The organism is Actinomyces sp. (assembly GCF_030530635.1).
Classification (GTDB): domain Bacteria; phylum Actinomycetota; class Actinomycetes; order Actinomycetales; family Actinomycetaceae; genus Actinomyces.
Window position 1 is genome coordinate 39,628 of the sequence record NZ_JAUMUL010000004.1, and the last position, 21,770, is coordinate 61,397.

Genomic DNA, 21,770 nt, shown 5'->3' on the forward strand with positions numbered 1-21,770 from the left:
GCCCCCGGCAGACGCCGTCAACCGCCAACCCCCGGAGAAAAACAACATGGTGCCCGCCCCCACCACGGGTGGCCCGGCCCTCTTGTCATTGCGGCTACGCGCGGCTGACGGGACGGGGACGTGAGCGCCGGCGCGCCCGTCGGAGCAGCCACGCGGTTTCGATCGCCAGAATCACGTAAGAGGCGAACAGAAGCGTGAAACCAGCGCCGATCCCGGCCATCGGGTCCTCGTCGGTGACGATGGCACTTCCGGAGGTGAGCATTGAGAGCAGGAAGGCGATGATGAAGCACCAGGGCCGGCGTAAGCCGGCACGCCGGTAGAGGCTGGTTGCCCACAGGGTGAACACGACGACCATGGCGCACAGGGCGGCGCGGCCGACGCCGGAGCCCTCCTGTCCCACCCGAGCGGTGGCCTCGGAGGTGTAGGACAGTACGACGAGGCCACCGACGAACAGCGCCATGACGGTCCGGATAGCGGTGGTGAGGAACAGCATTGCAGGGACACTCCTTCGGAAGGTCGGGTTCAGGTTCGGGGGCGGGGGCCGCGCGGTAGCCGACCGGTGAAGATGGGCACGTCAGCGCCGCCTGCGGCGTCTACTGTGTGGGCGAGGGCTTCGACGATGAGGCTGGAGCGCGTGGTTGCCTGGCCGGCCATCGCCCGGGCGGCCACGGCATGGTCGAGCTGCTCAATGACAGTGCCGGGCAGCCACACGCTGCGCTGACCGGACACCGACGCCGTATCTCGTTGCTGGTGGCCGGTACCGTCGACCTGGTCGAGGTAGGCGCTGACCGTCTGGGCGATCCACTCCTTCCACGCGAGCTGCTGACCTGTTGCGGTCGTGGAGCGCAGGTAGACGGTCTGCGCCCTCCCCCACGTTGCTGCGTCCACCCAGATGGTCACCGACCGGGCGGACACCGCAGTAGTGTCGGTTGTATTAGTTGTGTTGGTTGAGGCTTGCGCGGCAGCCTTCCGGCGCGGCGGCGTGTGCTTGCGCCGTGTGGCGGTTCTGCTGGTTGTTGGGGTTGTGTTGGTTGCGCCTTGGATGGCTTCGGCTTCACGCTCGGCGAGGCTCCGCCGGCGGGGTCGGGGACTCATGCCGCAACCTCCGTCCCGAGGATCGCCTGGAGCGCGTGGTGATAGTCGGCGGTGACAGGTGCGGTCGGGTCGTAGACGCTGACGGGCCGGCCGTCCATGTAGGCGTCACGGACCACGACGGCCTCCCGAACGGACGCGGTGACGCGGTCGCCGTAGGTGGCCTTTAGCTGCTGGAGGACCTCGCGGTCCAGGAGCCGACCCCGACCGGCGACCGCGCCGGCACCGAACATGACGGGCACGATCCAGTCGATCCGGGCGCCGCGGTTGATGCGACGGCCTAGGCGTGCGTCGATGAGGGCCTGGAGGCGCTTGAGCTGGTCGAAGGCCTCCACCGTGGGAGTGACGGTCGCGATGATGGTGTCGGCGGCTGCCAGGCCGGCGAGGGACAGGGCCGCGACGGATGGGGGCGTGTCGATGACGACGTCATCCCACCGCCCGGCGACAGCGTCGGTGCGCAACTCGTCGCGCAGGAAGGTGATGAGGTCCCCGGGCGGTGCCGCCTCGACGTCAGCCAAGGCGTGGCCGCCGACTGCGACGTCGACACCGTCGACCGCGGGGGCCGGCACGGCGGCCTCGGTCAGCTCGATGTCGCCGGCGAGGATGTCGGCCATGGTGCCAGCCACCTCGGTGGCCGGGGTGACGCCGAGCCTGCCGGTGAGGTTGCCCTGCTGGTCGAGGTCGAGCGCGAGGACCTTGCGGCCGGCGCGCGCTAGTGCTGCGACGATCTCGGCCGCGGTGGTGGTCTTGCCGACCCCACCTTTGGGTGTCGCGATGACGTAAATGGTCATGTGTACGCCTCCTGTCGAACACATCCAGTGTAACACACACAACCAACAGATTACAGGCAATAACGATAACCAGCACAACAAACACAACCAACAGATCGAGGACGGGACGGCACCTACACCGTAGACCGGTAGGCAGGCCTACAAGGCTTGCCGCCGTTGCGTGTCGGTATCCGCTGCTACGCTGGATCTGCTTCCTCCGGCACCTCCTCCCCGATCACCTCATGGCGTTCTGTCGGGGAAGGAAGGAGTCAGGAAGGGGGTGAGGGCCATGTCGAAGCCGAAAGGCGGACATGCAAAAGGCTGGAAGGACGAAGAAGAGGCCCGGCAGACGAGCGAGCGGATCACTGCGATCGCTCATCTAATCCGGGCCATTAGCGTTCTTCTGGACGCCCTCCGCGGTTGGTTCTAGATGAGCCTTCCGCATCGGGGAGTCATCCGGTTGCCGCCGGGTGGCTCCCCTCTATTGTGCCCGCGGCTGGCCGGGCTGGCAAGCCTGTCCGGCGAGCCAAATAGGCACACGATGGGTCGGGTTGTCACACGGTCGGTCGGGGGTGCAGGAGGTTGAGGGCGGCGCGTTGCTGGTCGTCGTCGACGCCGAGGTAGCGGCCGGTAGTGGCGAGTGACTCGTGGCGCATGAGGGTCTGGACTACGCGGCTGTCGGCGCCGGCGCGCAGGAGTGAGGTGGCGAAGTAGTGGCGTAGCTGGTGGGCACTGGCGTTGACTCCGGCGCGGGCGAATGCTCGGGAGATGACGGTGCCGACGGTCTTGGCCTTCACCGGCTGGTCTTCGGTCTGGGAGGGGAACCAGTATCCGGGTGGGTAGTCGGAGGCCTGGTCGAGGATCACCGGGTGGGCGGGCAGGATGTCGTCGCGGCCGCCCTTGCCTGCTACGTGGAGTGTGCCGGCTACGGTGTCGATGTCGGTGCCGCGGATGCAGGCGATCTCGTGGATTCTGAGGCCGGCGTATGCGCCGAGGAGAATCTTGGTGCGTGTGGTTGGGCGCAGTGGGAGGGCGAGGACGGCGTCGAGCTGGGCGTCGGTGATGGGTCTGGGACGGGTTGCGGGTACGCGGGGACGTGGGACGCGCATGGTCGGGTCGTCGTCCCGGGCGCCGGTGAGGACGAGCCAGCGGGTCCAGGCTCGGGTGATTGAGTAGTAGGCGTCGCGGGTGGCTGGTGAGGGCAGCTGAGCGAGCCAGGCGCTGAGTGTGCGGCTGGTTAGTGCTGCGGGGTCGATGCCGGTGTCACGGGCGAGCTGGGTGATGACGCGGACGCGCTCGGTGATGGTGCGTGGGGACAGTCCTTGTCCTCGCATGCTGTCGGCCCAGGCGTCGATGAGGAGTGCGGGCGCTTCGGTTGGGGTAACGATTCGGAGGTGAGTCATCGCTTCAGCGTGGCTCGCTCGGTGGCCGTGAGGCAGGCAAACTGCCTGAGCATTGTCGGCCTGCTCTTCGAATCAGGCTTTTAGAATTTGGCGGGCGATGGCGGCGCCCAGGGGGATGGGGACGGCATTGCCGATCTGGCGGGCGATCGCGGTGCGGGAGCCGATGAAGCGGTGCGTGTCGGGGAAGCCCTGCAGGAGGGCGGCCTCGTAGTGGGTGATGGCGCGGTGCTCCACGGGGTGCAGGTAGCGGCCCTTCTCAGGCTTGAAGAACTCGGTGCGGATGGTGACCGAGGGTCTGTCCCAGTGCAGGCGTCCCATGACGTCCATGGAGCCGGTGGTGTGCCGCAGCCAGCAGGGCGCCTTCAGGTCGTCCGGGAGGTCGGCCCGGTTACCGCCCTCGGGGATGTTCTCGAAGCGTTCCAGAGACTTGGGCGTGTAGTGCCGCGACACGTGCAGCTCGCGCGGGGAGAAGGCCCCGGGAACCTCCCGCGACCCCACCTGCGTGCGGACCTCGTCGAAGCGCGCGTCCATGTCCGGTCTCGCGGGCACGCCCCGCAGCGCGTCCCGCACCGTCTCATAGGGCTTCAGATCATCGTTCCCGTTGGGGCTGTGCGTGGGTTCCGGGAAGCCGGGCGCGGTCATGTCCCTGCGGTGCCCGATGAGGACGGCGCGCTTGCGCGTCTGCGGGGCGCCGTAGTCGGCCGCGTTCAGCACGCGGAAGTCGAATGAGTAGTCCTCCAGGAACCCGCCGGGACTGGTGGCGCCCAGGAAGTCCCGGTACTGGGGGGACTTGCCGAAGGCGGGAACGTTCTCCACCACGAAGAACTTGGGCTCGGCCCTCTTGATGACCTGCGCGTACTGCTCCCAGAGCCTATTGCGCTCGTCCTCCGCGTCCTGCTTGCCGAGGGTGCTGAACCCCTGGCACGGCGGGCCGCCGACGACGACGTCGATCCCGCTCGGCACCGCGTCCTCGGCGAGCCAGTCCTGGATCGGGCCGGCGTAGACGTCCGTCTCGGGGAAGGTCGCGTGGTAGGAGGCGGCGGCGTAGGGGTCCATCTCCACCGCGGCGACGCTCCGGAAGCGGTCCGACGCCTCGTGGAGGCCCGCGGTCAGTCCCCCGGCCCCCGCGAAGAGGTCGAGGACGCGGATCATAGTCGAACCCACGGTGTCTTAGCCCTCAGTGATGAGCGTGATCGTGCGGCTAGTCAGGTGGTCTAGCGCCTCGGCGCCGGCGAGTTCCTGGAGTAGGCGGTCGCGCTCAGGCGCACTGAGATCACCGCCAGACAGTGAGCTGCGTAGTTCGGTGACAACTTGCTCCATGGCGTAGGTCAGTAGGCACTGTTGTTCGAATGTCAAGTGGTTAGCTCGCAACGGCATGATTCTTATCCAATCTCTTGCGTGGTCGTAGCGGTCGGAGTGGCGGGCGTGTTGTCTGGGACGATGCGGTTGCCCGGTTCGAGGATGATGACCAGCAGAACGAGCACGAGGACCCCTATAAGAATTGCGTATGCGGTCCGTTCCGTGGCGTGGTGGGCCAGCCAGTTGGCGCCGGCGGTGAGCGCGATCATGGTTGCGAGTACGAGCACGACGGCGACGAAGATGATCATTGTTGGTTCACTCCTTGGGTGTGGCAGTGGCGGTCGGGGTGATACTGTCGACGGTCGTGACGGTCGTGATCGCCGTCTTGCAGACCTGCCAGAACTGCCAAAGGGTCGCTGCCAGGATGACTATCAAGGCCACGACGAAGAGTGCTTCGCATACGCGTCTGACACGATCGGAGAAGGTGGCGCTTCCGATGAACCCAAACACGATGATGGCGCAGTAGGCTGGGACAATAATGAGTGCCACTGTGGTGTTCCTTACCGGTTGCAGGTATGACCGATGACAGCGATGCGGTCGCACACGTGGAAGGCCATCTCGTTGACGGCCTCTATCAGCAGTAGCTGCTGTGCGAGGCTCAGGGTGGTCGTTTTTGTCATGACGCTACCTCCCGGAGATCGGCGAGTTGGATTACCTCGCAGGGTTCGTCCGTGTCTTCGACCTCAGGATGGTCTTCGGAGCAGAAGGTCGCAGGTTCGAATCCTGTCCGGGGCACCGGCCCCGAGCCCCCGCCCGACCCCGAGTCGGCGGGGGCTCCGTCGATCCTGAGGGTTGCTGTACACAATGCCCCCGAGTCCCCGGCAGCTCAAGGCACCGTCGCCAACCGGGGCACGGTCGCGCGTCGGTGGCCGCTGTTACGCTGAACATGCCTTTTTCGGCACCTCCTCTCGGAACATTCAATGTCCTTGGCCGAGAAGGTAGGAGCCAGGAAGGAGGTGGGGGCCATGCCCAAGCCGAAAGGCCGACATGTCAAAGTCCGAAAGGGCAAGGGAATGGCCCGGAAGCTGAGCGAAGTGATTGAGTCAACCGCTCATCTGATCCGGGCCATTGGTGTCCTTGTGGATGCCCTCAGCAGGTGGCTCAACTGAACCGCCTGCCTTGGGGAGTCATCCGGGTACCATCCGGGTGGCTCCCCTCTATTGTGCCCGTCGGCTTGCCAGGCTGGCAAGCCAAATGGGCACAAAACAGGTCGGGTGGTCACACGTCGGGGCGGGGCTTCACCGTTGCCCGCACGCTACCGCACTGCGCTCAACGCACCCCGGCGGCGAGATCGCGGTCCGTGTCGAAGATGACCCGGTCTTCGGACACGGCCAGCTCCCCGGTGCGGTTGTCACCGAAGCGGCGCCCGATGCTCCGCCTCGTCCAAGCCTCCCAACCGGGATCACCGGTCTCAATGAAACTCACCCAGGCCGAGTGCATCGCATCCGCGAGCGCCTGCGGCGGCGCCGCGCCGAGCGTGTGCTCGCAGTAGGGCTCGCTCAGGCAGTCGAAGGCGAAGGGAATCTCCATGCAGTGGGTCGCCAGCCCAGTCGGCCCGCAGCAGTAGCTGAACTCGTAGGCATAGCTGCCGGTTGCCTCCGCTGCAGAAACTCCCGCACCGTCCAGGCTCGCCGACTGCTCGCCGTCCGCGGCCCGGCCACCGGCCTCCTGAGCGTATTCTGCTCGTTCCAGGAACCACCCCGCGAGCGGAATGTGGAAGACGCCATCCGAGATGAGGTTGCCGATAACCATATGCGGGGTGTCGGCGTGTTCGGGATGAGCCGTGAGCAGGCGGTCGGCCATCACCTCGCTCAGCCCGCCGGATATTAGAACCTCACGCGGGTCCCGCCCCGCCATCGCCTCGGCGTAGACCATGCCGGCCAAGGCGAAATCATGAGTAGTCGAGCCGGCCAAGATCGGGACCTGTGCCCCGTCTCCCCGGCGCAGGGACTGCCGGATCGGGGCGGTGATGATCTCACCGTCAACGGTCGGGCTGAACGGGATACCCGTATCGGGCCGGCCGATGCCCGTCAGCACCCCAGCCACAGCCGCAACCGGATCCGGCCCGGCCACGTTGGCGCCGTCGTCGTCGGTTGTGTTCAGAGCGTTCTGCCCAGTGAAGATCTCGTCATAGTTGCGTGCGCTGAACCCGGCGAGTGTCGGCTCCACACCGAGGGCGGCGGCCATGCGAGCGGCATTGTCGGCGTTGCGCGCCGCGGGCAGGTCGGGGACGGCGCCGGACTCGGAGATCACGCCGCGGAACAGCCCGCGAGCGCGGGGAACAGACAGTAGTACCAGGCAGTTCCCACCCCCAGCACTCTGCCCGCCGATCGTCACCTTGGCGGGATCGCCTCCGAAGCGGCCAATGTTGTCACGTACCCACTCCAGGGCCATGACCTGATCCAGGACCGCTCGGTTGTAGGGGGCGTCGGAGTCCGGGACGTAGCCGTAGCCGTCGAATCCGAGCCGGTAGGCAACAGACACGGTGACCACGCCGTCCCGGTTGAAGGCGGCGCCGTCGTACCAGGGCGAATTGTGCGAGCCTGAGGTCCAGCTACCGCCGTGAATCCACACCAACACCGGCAACCGCGCCTCCTCGTCCCCGGGGGCCGGAGTAAAGACGTTGAGGGTCAAGAAGTCGTCCCCGGGCACGCTCGGCTCGGGGATGGCCGGATCGGGGAAGATCGAGCCGCGCTGCGGGGTAGCGGCCGGAACTAGGGCCGGTCGTTCCCCACTCCACGGCTCGCGCCGCACGGGCGCTTTGAAACGCCGCTCCCCCACCGGCGCCTGGGCATAGGCAATGCCGTAGAAAGCGGCCGAGTTCTCGTAGCGCGGGGGTGTGCCTACTCGCTCCGGGGCGGAGACGATCTTGCGCCATACCCCGCGCACCTGTCCGGCGGCGGTATGTACCAGGGGGCCGGCCCGCTCGATGGGTACGGCGATAGGCGTGTAGGCGACATGCTGGGCGGGGGACTGTGCGGCTGCCATACCCGGATTGTCACCCGACGCAGTCCTCCTGTCACGGTTTCAGTGCTCGTTCACTTCCGCCGGCCGCACCCCGACTCCCTGGTTCAGTGTCGGCCGAGCACGTCCAGTGCCAGGGTGGGGCGGTCGGTGATGACCGCGTCAACGCCCCGAGAGGCGAGCCTGCGCATCTGCTCGGGATCATCAACGGTCCACACGTGCACCTCCAGCCCGGCGGTGTGCGCCTGGGCGATGAAACGACGAGTAATAACCGGCACTCCGTGGAAGCTGATCGGCACCTGGACGGCGTCTACCCTCCCGTTGGTCCAGGCCCAGCGGCTGTGCGGCAGCGGTACGGCCGCCTCACTGAGGAGCATGAGCCCGGCCACGTCTCCGACGCCGAGGGAGGTGACGGCCCGCGGTTCCTGACGCCGCAGCACCGCCAGGCGGCGCGCCGAGAAGGAGGCGAAACGCACCCGCTCCAGTGCGTCGGCTTCACGCACCGTCTGCAGCGCGGGCTGAACCACCGCAGAGTCCTTCAGGTCGATATTGAAACGGATTTGTGGGTGGGCGGCGAGAGCCTCATCCAGGCGTACGAATGGGCGGCCGTCGCCGGCATCGACTGTGGCCAGTTCCTCCCAGGTCAGCCCGCGGATATGGCGCGCGTCGCCGGCGGTACGGGCCAGGTCCGCGTCGTGTGACAGGACGACGACGCCGTCGGCGGTGGCTCGCAGATCGGTCTCCATCCAGGTCAGGCCGAGCTCGACCACGTGTTCGACGGCGGTCCACGTGTTCTCGGGGACCTCGCCGCCTCCGCCCCGGTGGGCGACGACGGCGCAATGGCGGGTAGGGCCCATAGTCGGATTCCTGTCGTTCGTCTCGGACGCCTGCGGCTGATGCAGCCGTTCAGGAGCAGTCGGTGGTCAGTTCGGCGGCGCGGTGCTCTTCCAGCCACGCCTGCGGCTCCACCGAGGAGGAGTCCTCGCTGTTGTTGGCGGTACGCACCTCGAAGTGCAGATGAGGGCCGGTGGAGTAGCCCGTCGATCCCACACCCGCGATGAGCTGACCGGCCTCCACTTGGTCGCCCTTAGACACGTAGATGCCGTCCTCGTACATGTGCAGGTACCTGGTGTACCAGACCTCGCCGTCGAGCTTGTGCTCGATGGTGACGGTGCCGGTGGAGTCCGACATGCCGGCTTCAACGACGGTGCCCGCGGCAGCGGCGTAGATGGGCGTACCGGCGGCCCCGGCATAGTCCTGACCGGCGTGCAGCCTCATATAGCCCAAAGTGGGATGAAGACGATAGCCGTACGCTGAGGAAACGGTGTAAGTGCCCGCGATCATGGGATAGAACACCTCGGGCGCAGTATTGAAGGCGGCTGTGTCACCCGAGGCCCCGGCGGACTGAACGGCACAGGTGGCGGTGGCATTCTCGTAGGCCTCGCGAATGCGGGCCAGGGTGGCAGCGTCGGGAATGTTGGACAGTTCGGGATCGGAATCGGTGTCGACGTCGGCATCGGAGCCGAGCACGGCGGCCGCGACCGAGGAGGAGGAGGAGTCGGTGGTCTGAGTGGCGGCCGGTTCCTCGCTGCCGACGTTGAACGCCGCAGCCGCCTGCGGGCCGGTCAGGAGATTCGAACTCAGAGGGGCGATGACGGTCACGAGGGTGAGGACCACGAGCACACCGGCGCGTCCGACCGCACCTATCCGGCGGTGGCGCCGCGATGCGGGGCGGGAGGAGGTCCGCCCGGATTCGCCGTTCGCCACGGGCGCAGAAGGCCTGGGAACAGCGGCGGCACGTGCCGCTGCGCGCGCGGACGCGTACGACGAAGGACGGAATGATGGGGGGAGGTCAGCGGCCTGCGGGGCCTTTTCCGCTTCGTGCTCCGCCGGGGCCGCCGCCCCCGAGTCTCGCTCTGCCGTGACGGCCGACCGTTCGCGTTCAGCGGCTCGCTCCGCGTCACGGCGTTGGCGCCGTGTCATGGGCTGTTGGGCCACGCAGTGCCTCCAGAGGTAGTGTTCACGGCCGCCGTCGCGACCGACCGCAGCACTTTAACCAACCGTGATGGCCTATGCCAGGACCACCGTCACACCCCTTTTAGGCTCCCCCCTGCCCGTGGTCTCGCCGCTGGTGGTCGTCACGCTGCATCGCATCGTGCACCTCACCGACGAGTTCCTCCAGGATGTCCTCCAGGAAGACCACGCCGAGCGTCTTTCCCGCCTCGTCCTGGACTCGGCCCAGGTGCGCACCGGAGCGCTGCATGGCGGCCAGCACGTCCTCCACTTCGTCGTCGGCGCGCACTGGGACCAGGGCGCGCACCCGCCACGGCGGCACCGGGTCGCTTCTCGCCTCCGACTCCGCATACAGCACGTCCTTCAGGTGCAGGTAGCCGATCAGGCCGGCGTCCTGGTCGGCGGCGGAGTCGACTTCCTGTCTGCGGCCGCCCGCTGCGTCGACAACACCTAAGGCCGCTGCCTCCATGGCGTTGCGGACGACCGGGAAGCGCGAGTAGCCGGTCCCCGCCACCGCGTGCTCGACGTCCTCAGGCGTGCATCCGGCGGGAAGGGTGGTCAGCGAACCCACCGGCACCATGACACTGCCGGCCGTCTCCTCAGAGAATTCCAGGGCGCCCGACAGCAGCCCGGTCTCATCCTCGAGCACGCCCTCCGCGGTGGAGCGCTCGACGATCGAGGCGACCTCGGCGGCGTTGAAGGCCGCCGAGACCTCCTCCCGCGTCTGTACGCCGCACAGGTGCAGCACGCCGTTGGCGAAGCCGTTCAGGGCGGTGATCATGGGGCCGAACAGTCGTGAGATGCGCACGAGTGTAGGGACGATCCAGCGGGCGGCACGCTCGGGCGCGGCTATGGACAGATTCTTCGGCAGCATCTCTCCCAGGACCACGTGCGCGTACACCACGAGCACCAGGGCCAGCAGCACCGCGATCGCATGCGCCCCCGCGGTACCGACCCCGAGCCGATGCAGCAGTGGCGTGAGCAGGTGGGCGATGGCCGGCTCAGCCACCACTCCCAGTCCGGTGGAGCACACGGTCACCCCGAGTTGGGCGGTGGCGAGCATGTGGGATACGTGTTGGAGCGCCCACAGCGCCGTGACCGCCCGCCGGTCGCCGGCCTCAGCCAGCGGTTCGAGCCGGGCACGACGCGAGGAGGTGACGGCGAACTCCGCCGCCACGAAGAAGGCGTTTCCCGCCAACAGCACCACAGTCAGCATGAGCGCCAGGGAGGTACTCATCGTTGCATCTACCCCTCGGTGAATGGGTCGGCGGACACTTCCGACCCGCCGTCCGGGCCGGGAAGCGGCCGAATGCGCAGGCGGGTGATGCGACGCCCCTCCATGGCCGCAACGGTGATCCGGGCCAGCGGGGTCTCCACGGCCGCGCCCACCTCCGGGATGCGGCCGAGTTCCGTCATCACCAGACCGGCGAGCGTCTCGTAGGGGCCGTCGTCGGGCACCCGCACACCGGCCCGGTCCGCGAGTTCGTCGGGGCGCAACCAACCGGGTACCAGCCAGTCCCCGGCGGCGTCGGCATGAGCGCCGGAGCGGCGCCGGTCGTGCTCGTCGGCCACGTCACCGACGATCTCCTCAATGGCGTCCTCCAGAGTGACTACCCCGGCGGTGCCTCCATACTCGTCTACCACCAGCGCCATCTGACTGCCGGTGTCCCGCAGCTCCACCAGGAGGGAGTCCAGCGGCATGGTCTCCGGCACCCGGTGGGCGGGGGTCATCAGGGACGAGGAGGTGACCGGGACCTCGGAGCGCTTCTCATACGGGACGGCGATTACTCGGCGCAGGTGCACGATACCGAGGACGTCGTCGGCGTCGTCGCCGAGGACGGGGAAGCGGGAATGGCCTGTGGCCCGGGCCAGTACGACGACGTCGGCGGCCGTGTCCTGGCCGGTCAGCGTATGCAGCCGGCCGCGGTCGGTCATGACGTCGACGGCTGTGAGTCGCCCCACGCCGATCGAACGGGTCAGCAGCGCGGCGGTGGAGACGTCCAGGACGCCCTCGTCGGCGCTGTGGCGCACCAGGGCCGCCAGTTCGGAGGCGGAGCGGGTGCCGCTGATCTCCTCGGCAGGCTCGATCCCCATTCGGTGCAGGATGGCGTTGGCGGTGCCGTTGAGCACGGATATCACCGGCCGCAGGAGCGCGCTGAACCCCGTGAGGAAGGGGGTGACGGCGCGGGCGGCCAGCATGGGGTCGGACAGGGTCGCGTTCTTGGGGATGAGTTCGCCCACAACCATGGAGAAGGCGTTGACGATTATGAGCGCGGTGGCGGCCGCGACGCCGGTGGCGACGGTCTGTGCCAGCCAGTTGGACAGCAGCCCGCTCAGGAGGGTGGCCAGCGCGGCCTGCATGGTGTAGCCGAGCAGGACGGTGGTCAGGGTGATGCCCACCTGGGCGCCGGATAAGAGCGTGGACAACCGGGTCAGGGCCCGACCGACCCGGGCGGCGCCGCGGTCGCCGGCGGAGGCACGGGTCTCGACGGTGGAGGGGTCCAGGGCCACCAGGGAGAACTCCCCGGCGACGAACAGTGCGGTTCCGGCCGTCAGCAGCACGCCGACGGCGACCATGAGCCACTCCCTCACACGCACCCTCCGGCGGGTGTCAGGCGGCGGGAGTCGGGGTGGGGGCGGTCGGATTCTGAACTGGTGCGTGCGGTGCGTCTGCGCGCCCGGCGAGCGTGTCGTCGCATAGTGCAGGCACGCTATCACTCGTAGCCGGGTGGTGTTGCGCCTGTTCACGGAAAATGGGCCGCGCGGTGCCATGCACACGGGCCGGGCGATGGCAGGATGGGCTTCGGAAGCCGTCTGCGAGTCAGGGAGGGAACCAGGTGTCCATGGACGATGTGAGTCTGTGCTTCGTCGGGGACGAGTTGGTGGCCGGATACGGGGATGCCCGCGCCCTGGGCTGGACCGGCCGGGTGATGGCTCGCACGCCCCGCGAACTGGACATCATGTGGAGCACGCTCGCCGTCCCGGGCGAGACGACGGCGCGACTCGCCGAGCGCTGGCAGGCAGAGGTCGCCCGCCGCACCACGCACACGGGTGTGAACCGCCTGGTCATCGGCCTGGGCGTGGCGGATGTGCTCGCCGGCATCTCCCCCGCACGTTCCCGGCTGGCAGTAGCCAACGTGTTGGATTCGGCCGTCGGCGAGCACCGTGCCTGTTTCGTGGTCGGTCCGCCGCCGCTGCCGAGCGCCGACCCCGACGGCACGGCCGCTCTGTCGCGTGCGGTCAGTGAAGTCTGCCAGCGGCGGGGAATCCCGTTCGTGGAGACTTTTGAGCCGTTGCGCAATCACGACCAGTGGCTGACCGATGTCGCCTCGGAGGGCGGCAAGCACCCGGGGCAGGCCGGCTACGGGCTGTTGGCCTGGTTGGTGCTGCACCGCGGTTGGTATGAGTGGCTGGGAGTGTCTGCCCCCCGGTGAGTGGGCCTCCGAGTCGACCTCAATCCACCAGACGTCCGGGTGAGGGTTCCCATCCGAAACATTGCACGTTAGAATCGTCACATTTCTTCGCGGCTTCTCCTGATAGTCGCTGGAGATGCTCACGGTTGAACTCGATGATGAGTGAGGAACGATTAGTGCAAACGCCCATTCCACGACGTGCCCTCCTCGGTCTCGGCGCCGCTGCGGCAATGGCCGTCGGCGGCTGCTCAACCGCCAGTAACCGCACCGATACCGCTGGCACCATTGCTCCCGCCTCGGGCCCGTTGACACTCACCTATTGGTCGTGGCTGAAGGATCTGCAGACGGTCGCCGACCTGTACAGCCGAGTCAACCCGAACGTGAAGGTGGAGGTGACGTGGATCCCCTCCTCCACCTCCGGCGGCTATCAGAAGCTCTACTCCGCGCTCGCTGCCGGTGGCGGACCCGACATCGGCCAGGTGGAGATGCGCATGGTCCCCGAGTTCGTCCTCGCCGGCGATCTGGTGGACATCTCGCGCTACGGCGCGCGGGACCATCAGGATCGCTTCGACCCTGCGGCCTGGAGCTACGTGGATCTGGCCGACGGCGTCTACGGCATCCCTCAGGACACGGGGCCGGTGGCCCTGTTCTACCGCACGGACGTTTTCGACGAAGTGGGTGCCCCGCCACCCACCACCTGGCAGGAATGGGCCGAGACGGCCCGACTCATTCAGGAGTATCGGCCCGGCACCTACATGGATGTGTTCAACGTGGCCGACGGCAATATGTTCGCCACACTGTGCCAGCAGGCGGGCGGGAATTGGTTCGTCCCCGAGGGCGAGGAGTGGGTCATCAACCTCACCGATGAGGCCTGCCTGAAGGTGGCCGGCTTCTGGGATACGGCGATCGATGACGGACTGGTAAACACGGCATTCGGCTCCTTCTCCTCCCCCTGGATGTCCGCGATGGGCGCCGGCGCTCTGGCCACGCACACCAACGGCTCCTGGGCGGATGCACTGATCGAGGCGGTACCCGGCGGATCGGGGAAGTTCAAGGTCGCCCCCATGCCCCGCTGGGAGAGCGGATACGGGTCGAGCTACTCCGGAGGGTCGACGGCGGCGGTCATGGCCAACTCCCAGCACCCACAGGAGGCCACGGACTTCATCGTCTGGATGCATTCCGACCCCGACGCCCTGGACTCCCTGATCACCAACTGTGGCACCGGCTGGTCGCCCGCGGCGGATTACATCGGCAAGGTCCGTGAGGGCCCCAGCGAGTTCTTCTCCGGTCAGAGCTACAACACCGAGGTGATCGCACCCATGGCCCGAGAGCAGAACCTGGACTGGCTCTGGCCGCCGCTGTGCCAGCAGTCGATCAACATCGTCGCCGACGGAATGCGGCGGAAACTCACCGACGGCACCTCGCTGGTGGACTCCCTGTCCAACTCTCAGGCCGAGATCGTCCAGGCCTTCCAGCGTCGTGGGCTGCGGGCCCGGGAGGCGGAACAGTGAAGAAGAACGCGGCGCCCTACCTGCTGGTCGCGCCATTCATGCTCGTGTTCCTACTGACATTCATTGTGCCGATCGTCGTGGCCGTGGCACAGTCCTTCACCCGCACTCGCTACACGGGACTTTACGGCGAGGGCGGCGCCTCCGAGACCTTCGCGGGCTGGGACAACTACGCCACCGCGCTGGCCAACGCCAACTTCACGCAGTCAATCGGGCGGGTGCTGTTGTTCGGCGTCGTCCAGGTAACCGTCATGATCGGGGCCGCCACCGTGCTGGCACTACTGCTCGAGTCCGCCGCGGCACGTTGGCCGGGACTGTTCCGCGCCCTGTACTTCATGCCCTACGGCGTGCCCGGGGTGATCGCCACGATCCTGTGGTCATTCCTGTACATCCCCGGGCTGTCGCCGATCGTGGACGCCTTGGCGGTGGTGGGTATTCAGTACGACTTCCTCGCCGAGGGAAACGTGTTGTGGTCGATCGCCAACATCGTGACCTGGGCGTACACCGGCTACAACATGCTCATCATCATCGCCCAGCTCAAGGCCATCCCCGCCGAGGTGTACGAGGCCGCGAAAGTGGATGGGGCGGGGCCGGTACGCATCGCGACCGCCATTCAAATCCCGCTTATCCGCCCGGCGCTGCTGCTGACCATCGTCTTCTCCATCATCGGCACCCTGCAGCTGTTCGCCGAGCCTCAGATCCTGGCAACGATCGCCCCGGCGATCAACACCGAGTACACGCCCAACTACTCCGCCTACACCTGGGCCTTCCAGTACAACGATTATGGCGTCGCCGCCGCCGAGGCCGTGATCATCGCGGCGGCCGCCTTCGTCCTGTCCTTCATATTCCTGCGGGCCACCACCGGAAGGGGAGGAGACTGACATGGCCGGTCACAGCAGCCGCGAGGCGGGCACGCGCCGTTCCACAACATTCTTCGTGACCAGCGTCCTGGTGCTGGTGTCGCTCTACTTCATCATCCCGGTCCTGTGGGTGGTCATCAATGCCACCAAGACCACCGATGACCTGTTCTCCACCAATGGGTTCTGGTTCGGCGGGACCTTCGCCCTCGTGGACAACATTCGGAACATCCTGACCTCCAACAGCGGGATCTTCCCACGCTGGTTCGTCAACTCCCTGCTCTACTCTGGGGCGGGCGCGCTGCTGGCCACCTACTTCGCCGCCGCCGCGGGTTATGCCCTGTCCAAGTACGAGTTCCGTGGGAAGAACCTCATGTTCGGGCTGGTCATGGGCGGGGTGTTGGTACCCGGCACGGCCACCGCCCTGCCGCTGTTCCTCGTGTTCAGCCGGATCGGAATCACCAATACCTATCTGGCCGTCCTCATTCCCGCCATCGTCTCCCCCTTCGGACTGTTCCTGTGCCGGATCTACGCCGACGCCGCGGTGTCCACCTCGCTGCTCGAGGCCGGACGGATCGACGGCGCGGGCGAGCTCACGATCTTCCACCGGATTGCGCTGCGACAGATGGTGCCCGCTCTGGTGACCGTCTTCCTGTTCCAGTTCGTGGCGATCTGGAACAACTACTTCCTGCCCCTGATCATGCTCGCCGATGAGCGCCTCTATCCCATAACCCTGGGCCTGAACACCTGGCTGTCTCAAACCAGCAGGCTGCCGGAGTTCTACCAGCTGACCATCGGTGGGGCACTGCTCAGCGTCATCCCACTGGCGATTCTCATGCTGGTGCTCCAACGCTTCTGGAAGGGCGGACTCACCGAGGGAGCCGTCAAGGAGTGATCAGGAGTACACCTCTTCCAGGGCGGGAAGCCAGGCGAGTACCTCGTCGACGCCCTCACGCAGGTGGGTAGTGAAACCGTCGTCGTACCAGTTGCGCAAGACGCCCATGATCGCCCAGATCACGCCCGAGGCGAGCACCCGGGAAGTGCGGAAGTCCCAGCGCCCGGACGCGGCCACCACCCGGGCGATGGCGTCAACCTCCTGGTTGATCACGAGAGACATCGCCCCCTGAACCGAGGGAACCTCGAAGCACAGGCGGGCGCGCAGCATGACGGTCTCGGCATTGTCCACGAAGTGGTCGCCCCAGATTTCGTCCAGAACTCGGGTTACGGCGTCGACCAGGCTGGTTCCCCGCATCAAGTAATACCCCAGTTGGTCACGAATGCGGTCGTCATACTCGTCGTGGAGGATGAGCCCTTCCTTGGTACCGAAGTACCGGTAGACGGTGCTGGGTGAGACCAACGCCGCCTCGGCCACCTGCTCAATGCTCACGGCGTCGAAGCCCCGCGCCTCAAACAGGCGGAGCGCCTCATCCTGGATGTGACGCATGGTCGCGGCCTTCTTGCGTGCGCGCAGGCCCGGACGCGGCGTCGCCACCACCGGCTCCGGGGACGAATCGGACATGGCGTCACACCTCCTGTCACCTCACACTCGCTTCGCGAGCTTGACAGCCAAACCCTATCAAGTAGAGTCACTGTCATGAGCCAGTCACTGTCAGAATTAGTTATCGATGCCTCCGGACTGGTTAAACACTTCGGGAGGGTCACCGCGCTGGACGGACTCGACCTCGCCGTGTTCCGCGGCGAGGTGCACGGCTTCCTCGGCCCCAATGGCGCAGGCAAGTCCACCACCATTCGCGCCGCACTCGGCCAACTTCGGCTGGATCGTGGTCGCGTCACGGTCCTAGGCATGGACGCGTGGGCACGCGCCGTCGATATTCACGCCCGCCTCGCCTACGTCCCCGGAGACACCATGCTGTGGCCCGGATTGACCGGCGGGCAGTGCATCGACCTCCTCGGCGGCTTCCACGGCGGCATGGACCGCAGCCGGCGCGACCAACTCATCGAGCGCTTCGACCTCGACCCCACTCGCCGCTTCCGCACCTACTCCAAGGGCAACCGACAGAAAGTGGCGCTGGTGGCGGCACTGGCCTGCGACGTCGAACTGCTCATTCTGGATGAGCCCACCTCGGGGCTGGACCCCGTCATGGAGTCCGTCTTCCAGCAGGTCGTGGCCGAGCGGTCCGCGGCGGGTACCACCGTTCTGCTATCCAGCCATATCCTCGCCGAGGTCGAGGCCCTGTGCGAGACAGTCACCGTGGTGCGTGCGGGGCGCGCCGTCTTCAACGGCCGACTGGCCGAGCTGCGTTCCGGCCGCGCCACCGCCGTCGACGCGGTCACGGCAGTCTCACTGCCTGAATTGGCTCGAATTGAGGGCATCGACCGGCTACAAACTGAAGACGTGCCCCGCGGGGTGCGCACCACCCTTCTGGCCACCGCCGAAGCCCTGCCCGCGGTCCTGGCCGCACTGAGCGTGGCGCATCCGGCACAACTCACGATCCGTCCGCCAAGCCTCGAACAGTTGTTTCTGGACAACTACACCGCGAATGGAGGTGAGTCACGGTGAGTAGCAGCAATCGCCGTCTAATCGGCGCTCGCCCTTTCACCGGTCTGGCACGAGTGACGGCCCTGGGGCTGCGCACCTCCTGGGTGGCCATCGCCCTGGCCACCGGTACCTGTGTGGTCTTGGTGGTGGCGGTCGCTATCGGCGTCAAGGGCCTGTATCCGTCTGCGGCCGCGCGAGCGGAGTATGCGGCCACCGCCGGCGCGTCGGTCCCCAGCATCGCCTTCAACGGGCGCGGCTACGGGTTGACGTCATTGGGCGGAATTACCGGGGTGGAGGTCGGTTTCACGGGGCAGTTGCTGTTTCCACTAATGGGCCTACTGACGGCCATCCGCCTTACACGCCGGGAGGAGGAGACCGGGCGCACCGAGCTACTGACCGCCTCGCGGGTGGGACGGCTGGCGCCGTTGGCGGCTGCGACCATTCTGCTGACGTTCGTCGCCCTCGCCACCGGGCTGCTCATGACGATTGGAATGGCGGCGACAGGGCTGCCTGCTGAAGGCTCCGCCTGGTATGCCGCCGGAGCGAGTGCCTGCACGCTGTTCTTCGCCGCCATCGGTCTCCTGCTGGGCCAGTTGTGCCAGCAAGCCATAACCGCCCGGCAGCTTGGAATCGGCCTTGTGCTGATGGCCTTCTTGATCCGTTTCATCGTTGATGGCCTGCAGTGGGATGCTGTCTGGGCGAGCCCGCTCGGGTGGCTGCCGGAGGCGCGTGCCTTCGATGATCCGCGGGCCTGGCCTCTGGCGGCGTACGCCGTCGGCTCTCTCATCCTGCTAGCCGCCTGCACGATTGCGGCCTGGCATCGGGATGCGGGAGCCGGCGTGTTCGCCCCTCGCCCGGGGCCGGCACGTGGCCAGGCACAGCAGCGGGCGTGGCGGTTGGCACTGGCGTTGGAGCGGACGGGTACGACGCCGCTGCTTCTCATCACCTGTCTGTGGACGCTATTCATAGGGCTGTTCAGCGAAGAGATGACTCGGATCATCCAGGCAAATCCCTCGCTGCTGGCAGCCATGGGGCTGGAACGGGGCACGGACCTGATGGCCGCCATGGCTGCAACCGTCATGGTCGCTGCCGCCGGAACCGTCGGGGTGCTGGGAGCCTCACGCTTGACGGCGGAGGAGTCAGCAGGCCGCCTGGGAATGCTGCTGTCCACTCGCTGCAGCCGGGCGCGGCTATGGAGTGGCTGGTGGGCGACGACGCTGCTCTCATCGGCGGCAGTGCTCGTTGCGTCCGCTCTGCTGCTGGGAATGAGCACCTGGGCGGTGTCCGGGGAAAGAGGAGCATTAGGCACGGCTTTGAAGATCGGCGCGTGTTACCTGCCCGCTGTTCTTCTCATCGCGGCAGCTTCCGCCGTGCTGGCGGCCCTGGGCCCACGCTGGCCGGTGCTGGGCTGGGCGATCGTCCTGTGGATGGTGGTGGTCGGGTTCCTCGCCGAGGCACTGGATCTACCGGAATGGGCACGCGATCTTTCACCGGCGCACCTGGTTGGAGTACTGCCCGTCGATGACCCCGATCCGCAAGTGATCGCATACCAGGGGGCAGCAGCGGCCACACTGCTGCCTGTGTCTCTACTCATCTTCCGACGGCGAAGTTTGCGGGCGGGTTGATATGCCGGTGCTAATGACGTCGGCCGGTCACCTGGCGGTGGCCGGCCGGTCGTCGATGCGATGCCTGGGACTGTGCCTCAGCGCTGCAGTCCCGACTCAGGAGTTGGGACGCTTGCCGTGATTGGCGCTGTTCTTGGCGCGTGCACGACGCTTGCGACCACGTTTGCTCATTGGTGCCTCCTCATGTCGTGGTGATTATCCTCCGCCCCGAGGGGCACGGAACACCCTTCATCCTCGCATATCGGAGGCGGGTGCTGCCAGCTGAGCGCCCCGTGTGCACGGTGAATGCGCCCACAGGGCGCATCGGCCGGCGGGAAGCTAGCGGCGCTCGACGTGCACGACCGCCGTCGTGATCCGGGTGGTTGACGTGGCGGATGTAGTCGTGGAAGTGATGGACGCGGTCGACAGATACCCCAGCACGCGGGCCCGTAACGCTGCGGGCGCCTGCTCGGCGCAGCGGGAGCGGACCAGTTCGCGCAGGTGCCGTTCGGCGTCGGCCGCACGCGAGCAGTGCTCACAGGAGGCAACGTGCTCCGCCAGGCGAGCCTCAAGATCCCGATCGACCTCGTGATCCAGGAACCGCTCGAGGTGGGTAAGGGCCTCCGTGCACGAGCAGGGTTCGTTCCGGTTGTTCTTACCCATCAGTTCTGCTCCTCGTCGCTCGTGTAGCCCAACTGTCGGGCATGGTCAGCCAGTAGTTCGCGAAGTTGCCGCCGCCCACGATGCAGGCGAGACATGACGGTGCCGATCGGGGTGCCCATGATCTCGGCGATCTCCTTGTAGGAGAATCCCTCAACGTCGGCCAAGTAGACGGCCAGACGCCGATCCTCACTGAGCTCCCCCAGAGCCGCCTTGATCTCCTCGTCCGGCAACTCATCCAGGGCGAGATTCTCGGCGCTCGGCAGCCCGACCGAGTCGTGTGACGCGGCCCGGTGCAACTGCCAGTCCTCAACCGCATCGGCGTCGGACTGCTGCGGTTCGCGCTGCTTCTTGCGGTAGGTGTTGATGAAGGTGTTGGTCAGGATGCGGTAGAGCCAGGCCTTCAGATTCGTTCCTGGCCGGTACTGGTGAAAGGCACTGAAGGCCCGGACATAGGTGTCCTGAACCAGGTCTTCGGCGTCAGCCGGGTTGCGGGTCATGCGCAGGGCGGCTCCATAGAGCTGATCCAGGTAGGGCAGTGCGTCGGCCTCGAAGCGGGCCGCACGGGCATCGGCGGACTCGTCTGCCGGAGCGCGATCGAGATCGTCGGGATCCACCTGACCGGCGGACGCATGCACCGCCCCCCCGGACGGACCCGTCGGGCTGAGATTGTCTGTGTCCATCATCGCCCGCGAGCCTAGCTGGCCGCGCCCGGTCGCGCGCGACGACGCGGGGCGGCGCGAGCGCCTGGACGAGGCCGGCGCCCGCGTCACGGTGGGAAGCACGGAGGAAGTGATCATCGCCGTCTAAACCGTTCCGGTGTCGAAGTCATTCCCGATCGCGTCAGACGGCCCCGGCAATTCCCGCAAACACCCGCTACTGGCTGGCATCGAGTCACCTGGTGAGCGAGGATTAGGCCATGAACCTTCTGCGTACCGTTGCCCGTCCGACGCTTGCCGCACCCTTCGTCGTCGATGGCCTCGACGCGCTCGCCCGACCGGGGCGACACGCGGAGAAGTTCGAGAAGGTGCAACCCGTACTGGAGCGGGCCGGGATGCCGCCGGTGCTGCACTCGGATGCTGAGTTGCTCACCCGCATCAGCGGAGCTGTCAGCGTCTTCGCCGGGCTCGGACTGGCCACGGGCCGAGCGCCGCGCACCTGCGCCGCCGTACTGGCCGCGCTCAATATCCCTCTGACGCTGGTCAACCACCCGGTGTGGGCGGCTGAGGATGCTGATGCGCGCAGGCGGGCACTGTCCGGCCTGATGCGCTCGGCCGCCGTCGGGGCGGGGCTGGCGCTGTCCGCAGTTGACCGTGAGGGTCGCCCTTCACTGGCGTGGCGGCGGGAGAACCGGCGCCAGGTCAAGGCCGCCATGGCTGCGGTTGAGGCCCAGGTACGGGCCCGGTACGAGCCGGCACAGCCGGTCTGAATCGCTCAGCGGTAACAAGGTGCATGACTCCCAACCGGGCCGCCTTCACCAGGTCCGCCACCCGAAGCAATTCGACGGGATTCGGCACGTCGCTTGTACCGAGCCCGAAGCAAACCACCAAGGTGTCGCGCTACGCTCAGCGCCGGGAGTCGTCTCCCCGACCGCCGGTGCCCACAGCGCTCGAGGAACCATCCCGCC

Annotated in this window: 24 protein-coding genes; 8 read left to right on the top strand and 16 right to left on the bottom strand. The window is 67.0% G+C overall.

Features of this window, described 5'->3' with window-relative positions; translation table 11 throughout:
- Window positions 1–94 precede the first annotated feature (94 nt).
- The 13 genes from Q4A20_RS02245 to Q4A20_RS02305 form a co-directional block, all read right to left on the bottom strand.
- Window positions 95–493 (bottom strand): hypothetical protein, encoded by a 399-nt coding sequence (locus tag Q4A20_RS02245; RefSeq protein ID WP_303119743.1) that lies wholly within the window; start codon window positions 491–493, stop codon window positions 95–97.
- A gap of 29 nt (window positions 494–522) precedes the next feature.
- A complete protein-coding gene (locus tag Q4A20_RS02250; protein WP_303119745.1) occupies window positions 523–915 on the bottom strand; it encodes a hypothetical protein in 393 nt (130 codons plus the stop codon).
- 176 nt (window positions 916–1,091) lie between these two features.
- The gene (locus tag Q4A20_RS02255; RefSeq protein ID WP_303119748.1) at window positions 1,092–1,883 is read right to left on the bottom strand and encodes a ParA family protein; all 792 of its coding nucleotides are present in this window, start codon (window positions 1,881–1,883) and stop codon (window positions 1,092–1,094) included.
- 533 nt (window positions 1,884–2,416) lie between these two features.
- Entirely contained in the window at window positions 2,417–3,265 is an 849-nt protein-coding gene (locus Q4A20_RS02260; protein WP_303119750.1) for a tyrosine-type recombinase/integrase, read from the bottom strand.
- A 72-nt stretch (window positions 3,266–3,337) separates the two neighbouring features.
- A complete protein-coding gene (locus Q4A20_RS02265) occupies window positions 3,338–4,417 on the bottom strand; it encodes a DNA cytosine methyltransferase (RefSeq protein WP_303119753.1) in 1,080 nt (359 codons plus the stop codon).
- Between the two features lie 18 nt (window positions 4,418–4,435).
- Entirely contained in the window at window positions 4,436–4,642 is a 207-nt protein-coding gene (locus tag Q4A20_RS02270) for a hypothetical protein (RefSeq protein WP_303119756.1), read from the bottom strand.
- 5 nt (window positions 4,643–4,647) lie between these two features.
- On the bottom strand, window positions 4,648–4,872 hold the full coding sequence (locus Q4A20_RS02275; RefSeq protein ID WP_303119759.1) for a hypothetical protein: 225 nt from the start codon (window positions 4,870–4,872) through the stop codon (window positions 4,648–4,650).
- Window positions 4,873–4,879: 7 nt separating this feature from the next.
- Window positions 4,880–5,113: a hypothetical protein gene (locus Q4A20_RS02280; RefSeq protein ID WP_303119761.1), complete on the bottom strand. Its 234-nt coding sequence runs from the start codon at window positions 5,111–5,113 to the stop codon at window positions 4,880–4,882.
- A 780-nt stretch (window positions 5,114–5,893) separates the two neighbouring features.
- Complete coding sequence (locus Q4A20_RS02285; RefSeq protein ID WP_303119764.1) at window positions 5,894–7,612, bottom strand: carboxylesterase/lipase family protein; 1,719 nt, start codon at window positions 7,610–7,612, stop codon at window positions 5,894–5,896.
- 83 nt (window positions 7,613–7,695) lie between these two features.
- The gene (locus tag Q4A20_RS02290; protein ID WP_303119766.1) at window positions 7,696–8,445 is read right to left on the bottom strand and encodes a glycerophosphodiester phosphodiesterase; all 750 of its coding nucleotides are present in this window, start codon (window positions 8,443–8,445) and stop codon (window positions 7,696–7,698) included.
- Between the two features lie 49 nt (window positions 8,446–8,494).
- Entirely contained in the window at window positions 8,495–9,355 is an 861-nt protein-coding gene (locus tag Q4A20_RS02295; RefSeq protein WP_303119775.1) for a M23 family metallopeptidase, read from the bottom strand.
- Between the two features lie 331 nt (window positions 9,356–9,686).
- Complete coding sequence (locus Q4A20_RS02300) at window positions 9,687–10,838, bottom strand: hemolysin family protein (protein WP_303119777.1); 1,152 nt, start codon at window positions 10,836–10,838, stop codon at window positions 9,687–9,689.
- A gap of 8 nt (window positions 10,839–10,846) precedes the next feature.
- On the bottom strand, window positions 10,847–12,193 hold the full coding sequence (locus tag Q4A20_RS02305; protein ID WP_303119779.1) for a hemolysin family protein: 1,347 nt from the start codon (window positions 12,191–12,193) through the stop codon (window positions 10,847–10,849).
- A 251-nt stretch (window positions 12,194–12,444) separates the two neighbouring features.
- Between Q4A20_RS02305 and Q4A20_RS02310 the strand changes: the two genes are divergently transcribed.
- The 4 genes from Q4A20_RS02310 (at window position 12,445) to Q4A20_RS02325 (ending at window position 16,274) form a co-directional block, all read left to right on the top strand.
- Window positions 12,445–13,035 (top strand): GDSL-type esterase/lipase family protein, encoded by a 591-nt coding sequence (locus Q4A20_RS02310; RefSeq protein WP_303119781.1) that lies wholly within the window; start codon window positions 12,445–12,447, stop codon window positions 13,033–13,035.
- 155 nt (window positions 13,036–13,190) lie between these two features.
- Window positions 13,191–14,525 (top strand): ABC transporter substrate-binding protein, encoded by a 1,335-nt coding sequence (locus Q4A20_RS02315; protein WP_303119782.1) that lies wholly within the window; start codon window positions 13,191–13,193, stop codon window positions 14,523–14,525.
- Window positions 14,522–15,403, top strand: coding sequence for a carbohydrate ABC transporter permease (locus tag Q4A20_RS02320; RefSeq protein ID WP_303119783.1), 882 nt, complete (start codon window positions 14,522–14,524; stop codon window positions 15,401–15,403). The genes Q4A20_RS02315 and Q4A20_RS02320 overlap by 4 nt, the downstream gene beginning before the upstream one ends.
- A 1-nt stretch (window position 15,404) precedes the next feature.
- The gene (locus tag Q4A20_RS02325) at window positions 15,405–16,274 is read left to right on the top strand and encodes a carbohydrate ABC transporter permease (protein WP_303119785.1); all 870 of its coding nucleotides are present in this window, start codon (window positions 15,405–15,407) and stop codon (window positions 16,272–16,274) included.
- Here Q4A20_RS02325 and Q4A20_RS02330 read toward each other — a convergent pair whose 3' ends face one another.
- Entirely contained in the window at window positions 16,275–16,898 is a 624-nt protein-coding gene (locus Q4A20_RS02330) for a TetR/AcrR family transcriptional regulator (RefSeq protein ID WP_303119787.1), read from the bottom strand. It lies immediately after the preceding gene.
- A gap of 75 nt (window positions 16,899–16,973) precedes the next feature.
- Between Q4A20_RS02330 and Q4A20_RS02335 the strand changes: the two genes are divergently transcribed.
- Window positions 16,974–17,900 (top strand): ABC transporter ATP-binding protein, encoded by a 927-nt coding sequence (locus Q4A20_RS02335; protein WP_303119788.1) that lies wholly within the window; start codon window positions 16,974–16,976, stop codon window positions 17,898–17,900.
- Entirely contained in the window at window positions 17,897–19,504 is a 1,608-nt protein-coding gene (locus Q4A20_RS02340; protein WP_303119789.1) for an ABC transporter permease, read from the top strand. Before Q4A20_RS02335 ends, Q4A20_RS02340 begins: the two co-directional genes overlap by 4 nt.
- A 318-nt stretch (window positions 19,505–19,822) precedes the next feature.
- Here Q4A20_RS02340 and rsrA read toward each other — a convergent pair whose 3' ends face one another.
- On the bottom strand, window positions 19,823–20,146 hold the full coding sequence (gene rsrA / locus Q4A20_RS02345) for a mycothiol system anti-sigma-R factor (protein WP_303119790.1): 324 nt from the start codon (window positions 20,144–20,146) through the stop codon (window positions 19,823–19,825).
- Complete coding sequence (locus Q4A20_RS02350; RefSeq protein WP_303119791.1) at window positions 20,146–20,781, bottom strand: sigma-70 family RNA polymerase sigma factor; 636 nt, start codon at window positions 20,779–20,781, stop codon at window positions 20,146–20,148. The genes rsrA and Q4A20_RS02350 overlap by 1 nt, the downstream gene beginning before the upstream one ends.
- A gap of 31 nt (window positions 20,782–20,812) precedes the next feature.
- Between Q4A20_RS02350 and Q4A20_RS02355 the strand changes: the two genes are divergently transcribed.
- Both Q4A20_RS02355 and Q4A20_RS02360 read left to right on the top strand, forming a co-directional pair.
- On the top strand, window positions 20,813–20,953 hold the full coding sequence (locus Q4A20_RS02355; RefSeq protein WP_303119793.1) for a hypothetical protein: 141 nt from the start codon (window positions 20,813–20,815) through the stop codon (window positions 20,951–20,953).
- 109 nt (window positions 20,954–21,062) lie between these two features.
- Window positions 21,063–21,572 carry a DoxX family membrane protein gene (locus tag Q4A20_RS02360; protein ID WP_303119795.1) on the top strand — a complete coding sequence of 170 codons (510 nt, stop codon included), beginning with the start codon at window positions 21,063–21,065 and terminating at the stop codon, window positions 21,570–21,572.
- Window positions 21,573–21,770 lie beyond the last annotated feature (198 nt).

What these genes read in the sequence shown, in the direction of transcription:
- Q4A20_RS02330 (WP_303119787.1), bottom strand. Translation starts at nt 16,898, where the DNA reads ATGTCCGATTCGTCCCCGGAGCCGGTGGTGGCGACGCCGCGTCCGGGC.
- Q4A20_RS02255 (WP_303119748.1), bottom strand. Translation starts at nt 1,883, where the DNA reads ATGACCATTTACGTCATCGCGACACCCAAAGGTGGGGTCGGCAAGACC.
- Q4A20_RS02285 (WP_303119764.1), bottom strand. Translation starts at nt 7,612, where the DNA reads ATGGCAGCCGCACAGTCCCCCGCCCAGCATGTCGCCTACACGCCTATC.
- Q4A20_RS02270 (WP_303119756.1), bottom strand. Translation starts at nt 4,642, where the DNA reads ATGCCGTTGCGAGCTAACCACTTGACATTCGAACAACAGTGCCTACTG.
- Q4A20_RS02260 (WP_303119750.1), bottom strand. Translation starts at nt 3,265, where the DNA reads ATGACTCACCTCCGAATCGTTACCCCAACCGAAGCGCCCGCACTCCTC.
- Q4A20_RS02265 (WP_303119753.1), bottom strand. Translation starts at nt 4,417, where the DNA reads ATGATCCGCGTCCTCGACCTCTTCGCGGGGGCCGGGGGACTGACCGCG.
- Q4A20_RS02360 (WP_303119795.1), top strand. Translation starts at nt 21,063, where the DNA reads ATGAACCTTCTGCGTACCGTTGCCCGTCCGACGCTTGCCGCACCCTTC.
- Q4A20_RS02335 (WP_303119788.1), top strand. Translation starts at nt 16,974, where the DNA reads ATGAGCCAGTCACTGTCAGAATTAGTTATCGATGCCTCCGGACTGGTT.
- Q4A20_RS02325 (WP_303119785.1), top strand. Translation starts at nt 15,405, where the DNA reads ATGGCCGGTCACAGCAGCCGCGAGGCGGGCACGCGCCGTTCCACAACA.
- Q4A20_RS02245 (WP_303119743.1), bottom strand. Translation starts at nt 493, where the DNA reads ATGCTGTTCCTCACCACCGCTATCCGGACCGTCATGGCGCTGTTCGTC.
- rsrA (WP_303119790.1), bottom strand. Translation starts at nt 20,146, where the DNA reads ATGGGTAAGAACAACCGGAACGAACCCTGCTCGTGCACGGAGGCCCTT.
- Q4A20_RS02300 (WP_303119777.1), bottom strand. Translation starts at nt 10,838, where the DNA reads ATGAGTACCTCCCTGGCGCTCATGCTGACTGTGGTGCTGTTGGCGGGA.
- Q4A20_RS02290 (WP_303119766.1), bottom strand. Translation starts at nt 8,445, where the DNA reads ATGGGCCCTACCCGCCATTGCGCCGTCGTCGCCCACCGGGGCGGAGGC.
- Q4A20_RS02275 (WP_303119759.1), bottom strand. Translation starts at nt 4,872, where the DNA reads ATGATCATCTTCGTCGCCGTCGTGCTCGTACTCGCAACCATGATCGCG.
- Q4A20_RS02310 (WP_303119781.1), top strand. Translation starts at nt 12,445, where the DNA reads ATGGACGATGTGAGTCTGTGCTTCGTCGGGGACGAGTTGGTGGCCGGA.